The 10,335-nt window shown below is 43.9% G+C and carries 9 protein-coding genes; 6 read left to right on the plus strand and 3 right to left on the minus strand.

Going from position 1 to position 10,335, the window contains the following annotated elements; genetic code table 11:
• The first annotated feature begins 16 nt into the window (after positions 1 to 16).
• The gene (gene yugI, locus IRE19_RS15185) at positions 17 to 391 is read left to right on the plus strand and encodes a S1 domain-containing post-transcriptional regulator GSP13 (protein ID WP_006828542.1); all 375 of its coding nucleotides are present in this window, start codon (positions 17 to 19) and stop codon (positions 389 to 391) included.
• A 103-nt stretch (positions 392 to 494) separates the two neighbouring features.
• On the opposite strand, the gene IRE19_RS15190 is transcribed toward yugI, so the two are convergent.
• On the minus strand, positions 495 to 1,808 hold the full coding sequence (locus tag IRE19_RS15190; protein WP_203341032.1) for a sigma 54-interacting transcriptional regulator: 1,314 nt from the start codon (positions 1,806 to 1,808) through the stop codon (positions 495 to 497).
• A gap of 139 nt (positions 1,809 to 1,947) precedes the next feature.
• Between IRE19_RS15190 and pruA the strand changes: the two genes are divergently transcribed.
• From pruA to IRE19_RS15210, 4 genes are all read left to right on the plus strand, one after another.
• A complete protein-coding gene (pruA, locus tag IRE19_RS15195; protein ID WP_191716481.1) occupies positions 1,948 to 3,492 on the plus strand; it encodes an L-glutamate gamma-semialdehyde dehydrogenase in 1,545 nt (514 codons plus the stop codon).
• 96 nt (positions 3,493 to 3,588) lie between these two features.
• Complete coding sequence (locus IRE19_RS15200; RefSeq protein ID WP_191716480.1) at positions 3,589 to 4,782, plus strand: ornithine--oxo-acid transaminase; 1,194 nt, start codon at positions 3,589 to 3,591, stop codon at positions 4,780 to 4,782.
• Between the two features lie 82 nt (positions 4,783 to 4,864).
• Positions 4,865 to 6,109, plus strand: a complete 1,245-nt coding sequence (locus IRE19_RS15205) for a Glu/Leu/Phe/Val family dehydrogenase (protein WP_191716479.1) — start codon at positions 4,865 to 4,867, stop codon at positions 6,107 to 6,109.
• Positions 6,110 to 6,220: 111 nt separating this feature from the next.
• Positions 6,221 to 7,384: an iron-containing alcohol dehydrogenase gene (locus IRE19_RS15210; RefSeq protein WP_203341033.1), complete on the plus strand. Its 1,164-nt coding sequence runs from the start codon at positions 6,221 to 6,223 to the stop codon at positions 7,382 to 7,384.
• Between the two features lie 39 nt (positions 7,385 to 7,423).
• On the opposite strand, the gene IRE19_RS15215 is transcribed toward IRE19_RS15210, so the two are convergent.
• Together IRE19_RS15215 and IRE19_RS15220 are read right to left on the minus strand one after the other, a co-directional pair.
• Positions 7,424 to 8,410 carry a cation diffusion facilitator family transporter gene (locus tag IRE19_RS15215; RefSeq protein ID WP_203341034.1) on the minus strand — a complete coding sequence of 329 codons (987 nt, stop codon included), beginning with the start codon at positions 8,408 to 8,410 and terminating at the stop codon, positions 7,424 to 7,426.
• A 16-nt stretch (positions 8,411 to 8,426) separates the two neighbouring features.
• Complete coding sequence (locus IRE19_RS15220; protein WP_191716476.1) at positions 8,427 to 9,155, minus strand: MgtC/SapB family protein; 729 nt, start codon at positions 9,153 to 9,155, stop codon at positions 8,427 to 8,429.
• Positions 9,156 to 9,260: 105 nt separating this feature from the next.
• On the opposite strand from IRE19_RS15220, the gene IRE19_RS15225 reads away from it, so the two are divergent.
• The gene (locus tag IRE19_RS15225) at positions 9,261 to 10,163 is read left to right on the plus strand and encodes a DMT family transporter (RefSeq protein WP_191716475.1); all 903 of its coding nucleotides are present in this window, start codon (positions 9,261 to 9,263) and stop codon (positions 10,161 to 10,163) included.
• Positions 10,164 to 10,335 lie beyond the last annotated feature (172 nt).

Consider the following 10,335-nt stretch of genomic DNA (forward strand, 5'->3'; position numbering starts at 1 on the left):
CTAGGAGCGGGTAAACATGACAAAAACATACCAAACAGGCGATACGGTTTCAGGTAAAGTTACAGGAATCCAGCCATACGGCGCATTCGTAGCTTTAGACGACCAAACACAAGGATTGGTCCACATTTCAGAAATCACTCACGGTTACGTGAAAGAAGTAAGTGAGTATTTGGCAGTAGGACAAGAAGTTGACGTAAAAGTATTGGAAGTTGATGAGAAATCTAAAAAAATCAGCCTTTCAATCCGCGCACTTCAAGAGCAGCCACCAGCAGCTCAAAAGACTGAAAAACCAAAACAATCTCTTCAGTCACATGTAAACGAAAGTGATTCTGAAGGATTCAACTCTTTGAAAGACAAAATGCAAGAGTGGATCAAACGTTCTGGACAGTAAGAAAAGCAAAAGCGCCCGTTAAGCTCTGACAGACTTATGACTCGAGGAGCTGGGCGCTAGAGTCTGGGCAATAAGAAAAACGATAAAAAACGAAGCGCAGACATCATGTCTGCGCTTCGTTTTTTTTGATTTTCCGTAATCGGTATTGCAGATTTTGGCGGCTCATGCCAAGTGCAGCGGCCGCTTTTGTGACGTTATTTCCATGCAGGTCCATCGCCTTCTGCAGGTAATACATTTCCGCTTCAAATAAATAATCCTCTAAAGGCAGCAGTTCTGTATTGGACTGGACAATGAAATCTTCAGGCTGGTGTGCACCCTTTAAATCAGTTTTCAGCTTAAAGTGATGGGGCAGCATGTCCGCGGTGACAACTTCCTGTGTTGTCAGCAACGAAGTAATTTCATCAAGCAGCAATTCCAGTTCCTTTAAGTTGCCTGGCCAGTCATAGGCATGGAATAGGGCACTTACTTCCTTGTCTAAGCCGTGTACGACTGAACCGACCATCATCCGATGTCGGGAAAAATAATCTTCGACGAACGGAAGTATATCTTCTTTTCGGTGGCGCAGCGGATCCAATTTGATGGTCATGGAAGAAAAGAAATAGTACAGGTCTTTCAATAACTTATGGGAGGCGATCAATTCGACAGGGTCATCGCCGACACTGGCGATGAAATACGTATTGCCGCGCGACCGCTCTTCTGCCATCTTCAGCAGTTGCTCCTGCATCGGCAAAGGCAATAAGTCAATCCGTTCGCAGTAAATGGTGCCATCTCCCATTTGCTCGATTTCTTCCCCTAATTGAACGAGCAGGGTACCGTCTGTTCCATGGCAATAGAGGGTGTACATCTGCCTTTCGGAAGTATGGGCCCAGTGGATAGCCTCGGCAATCAATTCTTTGCCGGTTCCTGATTCTCCTACCAGCAGAACGGGCAATTTCGCCATTGCAGCTTTTTCGGCGGTGGCAATGACTTTTTTCATGCTTTTGGAAACGGCCGTAATCGCTGAGAAAGTAATGGGCTCCCCGTATTTTTTCAAGGGCTGGTAAATCACTTTTTCAAGCGTCGTTACATCACGCGACAATTCAATGGCACCGATCAGTTTTCGTTCTTCAAACACCGGGTACGTGTCATTGATCGTCGTAATTTCCTGGCCTTTGCGGTTCCAATAGGTCTGCTTAACATTGAAGACAGGTGTTCCGCTTTGAAGAACCTTCAATAATGTACTTTCATGCTGATCGAAACGGAACATCTCCAAAAGAGACCGATCTGCCAGCTCCTCAAAATCAAATCCCTCTATTTCACGCATCTTTTTATTATAAAGAATGGTTTTTCCCTTGGTATCTATGGCATGGATCCCTATTGCCACATGTTCTCCGGCAAACTTATAGAAAGGGGATAAATCGATATGATCGGACTTCAAAATGCTCACTCCAAAATTATTTTGACTTTTTAAACAAAAACACTTGAATTATGCAACAATCTTTTGCATTATTATATATGGAAGCAGTTTAAAAGTGCAAATTTTTTTTGCGCTTACTTAAAACTCAAGGAGGATTTACATGATTCCCTACAAACACGAACCGTTCACAGATTTCTCGATTGAAAAAAACCGTACAGACTACCTGGAAGGCTTGAAGACAGTTGAAGCTTACCTAGGTCAGGACTATCCGTTAATTATTGGTGGCGAACGCATCACTACCGAAGATAAAATCGTGTCATTTAACCCGTCAAATAAAGAAGAACTAATTGGAAACGTTTCGAAATCATCTAAAGAGTTGGCTGAAAAAGCAATGCAAGCAGCTGACGAAGCTTTTAAAACGTGGAAAAAAGTAAAACCTGAAGTCCGCGCTGATGTACTGATGAGAGCAGCTGCAATCGTCCGCCGCCGCAAACATGAATTCTCGGCACTTTTGACAAAAGAAGCAGGCAAGCCTTGGAACGAAGCAGATGCAGATACAGCAGAAGCAATCGACTTTATGGAATACTACGCTCGCCAAATGCTGCGCCTGAAAGACGGCATGCCAGTGGAAAGCCGCCCAGGCGAAGACAACCGCTATGACTATATTCCTTTAGGAGTAGGTGTTGTTATTTCTCCTTGGAACTTCGCTTTCGCGATTATGGCCGGAACAACAGTTGCAGCAATGGTAGCTGGAAACACTGTTCTATTGAAACCTGCTTCAACTACTCCAGTTGTTGCTTATAAATTCATTGAAGTTCTAGAAGAAGCGGGCATGCCACCGGGTGTAGTCAACTATATTCCAGGACCAGGATCTGAAGTCGGAGATTATTTAGTGGATCATGCGAACACACGCTTCATCTCATTCACAGGATCTAAGGAAGTCGGCCTGCGCATTGCAGAACGTTCTGCAAAAGTGAATGAAGGGCAAGTTTGGATGAAACGCCTGATCGCTGAAATGGGTGGAAAAAATACAATGGTTGTGGATAAAGAAGCTGACCTTGAGCTTGCTGCACAATCGATTGTAAAATCCGCTTTCGGCTTCAGTGGACAGAAATGTTCAGCCGGATCACGCGCAGTTATCGTAGAAGATGTATACGATACTGTTTTAGAACGTGTTATTGAGTTGACGAAAGAATTGACCATCGGAGATCCGACAGATCAGTCAAACTACATGGGGCCGGTAATCGACGGCAATTCATACAACAAAATCATGAGCTACATTGAAATCGGTAAAGAAGAAGGCCGTTTGGTCGCTGGTGGAGATGGAGATGATTCTAAAGGCTTTTTCGTTAACCCGACAGTCTTTGCTGATCTTGATCCTCAAGCCCGCATTATGCAGGAAGAAATTTTTGGCCCGGTTGTCGGCTTGATGAAAGCAAAAGATTTTGACCATGCAATCGAAATCGCCAATAACACGGAATATGGTTTGACTGGTGGAGTAATTACCAACAACCGTGAAAATCTTGAAAAAGCCCGTGAAGATTTCCATGTAGGAAACCTTTACTTCAACCGCGGCTGTACAGGCGCAATCGTTGGATACCAGTCGTTCGGTGGCTTCAATATGTCCGGAACTGATTCAAAAGCTGGCGGACCAGATTACATTGGTCTTCACATGCAAGCAAAAACAACTTCTGAAATGTATTGATTCATTTTTTGAATGTATTAACAAACAACAAATGGTATAATAATTCATTAAGAAGGCAGACGAGGGTCTGCCTTTTTTAAAAAAGGAGGAATTTACATGACACAGACACAGGCCATCATTGAACAGACAGAAAAGTACGGGGCGAATAACTACCACCCACTGCCGATCGTTATTACTGAAGCAGAAGGTGTTTGGGTAAAAGATCCAGAAGGCAACAAGTTCATGGATATGCTGTCAGCTTATTCGGCTGTCAACCAAGGGCATCGCCACCCGAAAATCATTCAGGCACTAAAAGATCAAGCGGACCGCGTTACCTTGACTTCGCGTGCTTTCCATAATGACAAATTGGCTCCATGGTACCAAATGATCTGCGATATTTCCGGCAAGGAAATGGCATTGCCGATGAATACAGGTGCTGAAGCTGTAGAAACGGCATTCAAAGCTGCGCGCCGTTGGGCATACGATGTTAAAGGTGTTGCGGATAACCAGGCAGAGATTATTGCATGCGACGGAAACTTCCATGGCCGTACAATGACCGCTGTTTCATTATCATCCGATCCTGAATACCGCAAAGGCTTTGGCCCGATGCTTCCGGGAATCAACTTGATTCCTTTTGGAGATTTGGAAGCATTGAAAAATGCCATTACGCCAAATACTGCAGCATTCTTGATCGAACCGATTCAAGGAGAAGCAGGGATTATTATGCCTCCACAAGGATTCCTGAAAGCAGCAAGAGAACTTTGCCGCGAAAACAATGTTCTTTTCATCGCTGATGAAATCCAATGTGGACTTGCACGTACTGGAAAAATGTTCGCCTGTGAATGGGAAGATGTAAATCCTGATATGTATATTCTAGGCAAAGCGCTTGGCGGGGGAGTCTTCCCGATTTCATGTGTCGTAGCCGACAAATCCATCTTGGGTGTATTCAATCCGGGATCACACGGTTCAACATTCGGCGGGAACCCGCTTGCTTGTGCTGTCTCAGTCGCTTCTATGGAAGTATTGCTTGATGAGAAACTTTCTGAGCGCTCCCAAGAGCTGGGTGAATACTTCATGGAGAAATTGCGTGAAATCGAGCACCCTTCAGTGAAAGAAGTCAGAGGCCGTGGATTGTTCATCGGTATGGAATTGACTGAAGCTGCAAGACCTTACTGTGAACAATTAAAAGAGTTGGGCCTTTTATGCAAGGAAACGCATGATACGGTCATCCGTTTTGCTCCTCCGTTGATCATTTCAAAAGAAGAGTTGGACTGGGCAATTGAGCGCATTCAAAAAGTGTTCTCTAAATAGCATTCAGATGGCACATAAATATTGACATGTGTTACACTAGATGCTGAGTAATTACTAAAATATAAAGAGGCGAACTAATACAATGTCTGAAAACTTGAACTTGTTGACGTCAACGCAGAATGTTATTAAAACTGCATTGGATAAGCTTGGATACGAAGATGCGATGTACGAACTTCTAAAAGAACCAATGCGGCTTATGGAAGTGCGCATTCCGGTGCGTATGGATGATGGCAAAACAAAAGTCTTTACGGGTTACCGTGCACAACACAGCGACGCGGTAGGACCGACAAAAGGTGGAGTCCGTTTTCATCCGGATGTAAATCGTGACGAAGTCATTGCTTTATCCATGTGGATGACATTAAAATGTGGGATTGTAGAATTGCCATATGGTGGAGCAAAAGGTGGAATCATCTGTGACCCACGCGAAATGTCCATGCACGAAATCGAAAAATTGAGTCGTGGATATGTCCGTGCGATCAGTCAGATTGTAGGACCTAACAAAGACATCCCGGCACCTGATGTGTTTACCAACTCGCAGATTATGGCGTGGATGTACGATGAATACAGCAAAATCGATGAATTCAACTCTCCTGGCTTTATTACGGGTAAACCAATTGTTCTTGGTGGATCTCAAGGCCGCGACAAAGCAACGGCTCAAGGAGTGACTATCTGTATTAACGAAGCTGCAAAAAAACGGGGTCTTGATATGAAAGGTGCTCGTGTTGTCATTCAAGGTTTCGGTAACGCGGGTAGCTTCCTGGCAAAATTCCTTCATGATGCGGGAGCTAAAGTGGTCGGTATTTCCGACGCTTATGGCGCCCTTCATGACCCGGATGGTTTGGATATCGATTACCTATTGGACCGCCGCGATAGTTTCGGAACGGTTACCACGTTATTCGATAATACCATCACCAACAAAGAATTGTTTGAATTGGACTGCGATATCCTGGTTCCGGCAGCGATTGCCAATCAAATCACAGAAGAAAACGCCAATGACATCAAAGCTTCCATTGTCGTCGAAGCCGCAAACGGCCCAACTACAGCTGAAGCTACGAAAATGCTGACAGATCGGGGAATCCTTTTGGTTCCTGACGTCCTGGCAAGTTCTGGTGGAGTTACCGTATCTTACTTTGAATGGGTGCAAAATAACCAAGGTTATTATTGGACGCAAGAAGAAGTGGACGAAAAACTCAACAAAAAATTGGTTGATGCTTTTGAAAACGTCTATAATGTAGCAACTACACGCAATATTGATATGCGTCTAGCCGCTTATATGGTAGGTGCACGCAGAACTGCAGAAGCTTCACGCTTCCGTGGCTGGGTTTAATGCATAGGAAAAACCGTCGGGATGAGAATCCCGACGGTTTTTCTGTCTCAATCTTTTGCTTTTTTATTTGAGAAACTACATAATATAACCTGAATAGAGGAGGATGATTGGATGAACGCATTTTCATTTTACAACCCGGTAAAACTTATTTTCGGTAAAGGCCAGCTTCAAGCGGCTAAAAAAGAATTGCCGAAATTCGGCAAAAAAGTATTATTGGTATACGGCGGTGGCAGCATCAAGAAAAATGGCCTTTACGATGAAGTCATTCAAATGTTGTCAGAGGCAGATCTTGAAGTTTTCGAGTTGTCTGGAGTAGAGCCGAATCCGCGGATCTCAACTGCCCGCAAAGGCATTGAAATCTGTAAAAAAGAAGGCATTGAGATGATTTTGGCTGTCGGTGGCGGTTCAGTTATTGATTGCACGAAACTGATTGCCTGTGGGGCTAAGTATGACGGAGATGCTTGGGACTTCGTTTCCCGGAAAGCTCAGCCGAAGGAAGCCTTGCCTTTTGGTACAGTTTTAACGATTGCGGCAACGGGTTCTGAAATGAATGCCGGTTCGGTTATCACGAATGAAGAAACACAAGAAAAATACGGATGGGGAAGCCCGTTGTCATTCCCGCAATTCTCGATCTTGGATCCGACTTACACATTGTCGGTACCGGAAAATCATACGGTATATGGAATTGTGGATATGATGTCCCATATTTTTGAGCAATACTTTAATGACGCCACCAATACACCTGTTCAAGACCGGATGTGTGAAGGGGTACTGAAAGCGGTTATCGAAACTGCACCGAAGTTAATGGAAGACTTGCAAAGCTACGAACACCGCGAAACGATCTTGTTTGCCGGAACAATGGCTTTAAACAAATTCCTTGAAATGGGTTATAGAGGCGACTGGGGTTCACACAATATTGAACACGCCGTATCGGCTGTCTATGATATTCCCCATGCGGGCGGATTGGCGATTCTTTTCCCGCAATGGATGCGCCATAACGTTAAAGTGAATCCTGGCCGTTTTGCTCAAATGGCAGTCCGTGTCTTTGATGTGGATGCAACTGGCAAATCGGAAACGGATATTGCCTACGAAGGAATCGACCGCTTGGTAGCGTTCTGGACTTCTCTGGGAGCGCCAACACGTTTGGACTACTACGACATCGATGATTCAAAAATTGATGTAATGGTAGAAAAGGCTATGGTCTATGGTGAATTCGGTAACTTTGCAAAATTGAAAGACGAAGACGTTAAAGAAATTCTTCAGGCGTCTCTATAACAAAAGGCTCAGCATTTACGCTGAGCCTTTTTTCTTTGTTTATTTTTTATCAAGAGATTCTGGTCGGCTGCTAAGGTGTGTCCAATGTGTTTCGCCGTCATCTGCATCGAGTGAGACAATGACGTCATCAACACTCGGCTGGCTGAGGATGATTTCCGCTAGACGTTCCTGCAGCGCATCCGCTTCAGGGACAGTCAACTGTGGATCGACTTCAATCTTGGTTTCCACATGAAGAAATTCCCCTTCTTTAACAACTTCCAATTCTTTAATATCGCGAACGTCAGGATGATCGGTTAGGATATGGGCGATGTGGTTAACCATCTGCTCATCAGTTTCCCCGATAGCTCCACGTGCATTATCCATAAAGACTTTAGCTACCACGTAAAGCATCATAAATCCGATCGCGATGGAAGCTGCTCCTTCGATTTGCAGAAATCCTGTGTAGTGTGCGATCAATACCGCAACTAATGCCAATACGCCACCTGAAGTTGCCACCAAGTCCTCTAGGAATACCAATTTAGTTGCAGGCTTGGCACGATTCAAATGGGCAAAGCTCGTGGTAAGTGGAGCCATAGCTCCTCCTTTGACGCCTGCTTCATGCAGAACTTCTTTACCTGCTTTATATAGAACGAAAAATTCAAGAAGGATAGCAATAGATAAGACCACAACACTGATGATAAAACCTTCCGCTTCTACAGGCGCTGTCATTTGATGCCAGCCTTCGACAACTGTTTCATAAGCCATGATTCCGACAATCAGTACAGCGCCGAGAAGGACGATGTTCAACAGGCGCCCAAAACCGTTCGGGAATCGCTTAGTTGGTGCTTTTTTTGAAAGCGCCGAACCGATAAAGACAAAATATTGGTTGGCTGCATCCCCGATGGAGTGCATCGTCTCGGCGAACATCGCGACATTCCCGGTAAAGAAGAATGCAACACCTTTCATGATGGCGATAAATGTATTGATGATTGCGGCTGTCAGGGACGGCTTGTTACCTTGTTTCAATAATCCGAAAAACTCTTTCATCCAAATTCCTCCTCCGTTAAATCAGCTCAATTTCAACTTGTTTTACTTTTTCCATATCAGATATTTCCTGATACAGATCAATTGTATCCTTTTCCTGAGAAAAAGACATACGGATTGTCAGCTGGTGGAAGGGGACATTGCTCTCCTTATCTGAATGCGTAATGGATATGCTTTCAATGAGTGACCCTCCAGCCTTTAATTCATCCAACACCTGCCGGATTGATGACCGATCGGATACGATTACTTTCAAGTTGGCTTCGACCATATTTAAACGCTTCGGTCCATACTTGAAAAGTAAGGGGGGCAAAGCTTCTATGCCGATCAAGACAAGCAGCACAGCAGTCAAAGCTTCTATATAGAAGCCCGCCGCCACTGCTATACCGATTCCGCCGGCTCCCCAAATCATCGCAGCGGTCGTCAGCCCTGAGATAGAATCGTTGCCGCGCTTCAAAATCACGCCTGCACCCAGAAAACCAATTCCGGATACAATCTGGGCGGCAAGACGAAGCGGGTCCATTGTAATGTTCACGTTATCATACTCGCTGCCTTGGGCTATATAGGCGGATTCAATCGAGATGATGGTCAACAGGCAACTGAAAGTAGAGATGACGACACTTGTCTTTAATCCGACAGGCTTTCTTTTCAATTCCCTTTCTAGCCCGATAACTAAACTTAAAAGAGCGGCTATCACGAGTTTAAAGAAAGTTTCAAATGAAGAAATTTGCATAGCGCTGAAAAACTCCATTGAGATCTCCTCCATTTTTTCTTCTTGTATTGATTCTGCCTAGACAAAGTGGCAAACTTAGTACGTGCGTTGTCGGCAAATTAAATTGGCAGAAGAGGTGTTTATATGGAGAAACCGACTATCCACCCGTACATTCCTATCATAATAGGTGTTTTCTCAGTGGCGTTGTCAGCTATTTTTGTTAAAATGACATCTGCGGATTCAGGAGTCACTGCTTTTTATCGTATGTTGTTCTCTATAGTGATCATGAGTCCGGTCTTCTTCCTCAAATATACCCATGAAATCAAAAAGCTAAGCAAAAGGGACTGGGCCTTCACAACAATAGCTGGCGTATTTTTAGCGTTTCATTTTATTTTGTGGTTTGAATCGTTGAATTATACATCGGTGGCCAGTTCAACAGTGCTTGTTACGCTGCAGCCGTTGTTCGCTTTTGCGGGTACATATTTTTTCTTCAAGGAGAAGCTCTCTTTAAAAACATTGGTGGCCGGAGCCATTGCGATTTCTGGCAGTGTGCTGATTGGCTATGGGGATTTCAAATTGAGCGGAAGTGCGTTATTTGGAGATTTGTTGGCCTTGATTGCTTGTGCATTGATAACTGCTTACTTATTGTTTGGTCAAGACGTAAGGAAAAGATTGTCTTTAGTGACCTATACATTCGTGGTATACGGAATCAGCACCATAACATTATTCTTCTATATCATATTTAAAGGAGAATCATTTGGTCCGTATCCTGCGTCCGAATGGATGTGGTTCTTATTGTTGGCGTTGATTCCAAACTTGCTGGGCCATACTCTTTTCAATTGGGCTTTGAAGTGGGTGAGTACCAATGTCATATCAATTGCGATCCTTTTTGAACCCATAGGTGCTGCTATCCTTGCATATTTTATACTTGGAGAGTATTTGAGCCTGTCGCAAATAGTGGGTGGAAGTATAGTGTTGGCGGGCATTACGCTATTTATTGCCGACTACCAAAAAATTAAAATGCACTTTTTTAAAATAAAGGCTTGATTTATTGCGCGTGGCGGTTTATATTTATATATGTCCTTAAGACAACTCGAAAAAAATATTTTGAAATAGTATTGACAGCGAGATTGAAACAGGATATATTAATAAAGTCGCCAATGAGCGCGGCAAACAACTTGAACCTTGAAAACTGAACAGCAAAACGTCAACATACAGC

The sequence above is a fragment of the Planococcus beijingensis genome (assembly GCF_016820615.1).
GTDB classification, from domain to species: domain Bacteria; phylum Bacillota; class Bacilli; order Bacillales_A; family Planococcaceae; genus Planococcus; species Planococcus notacanthi.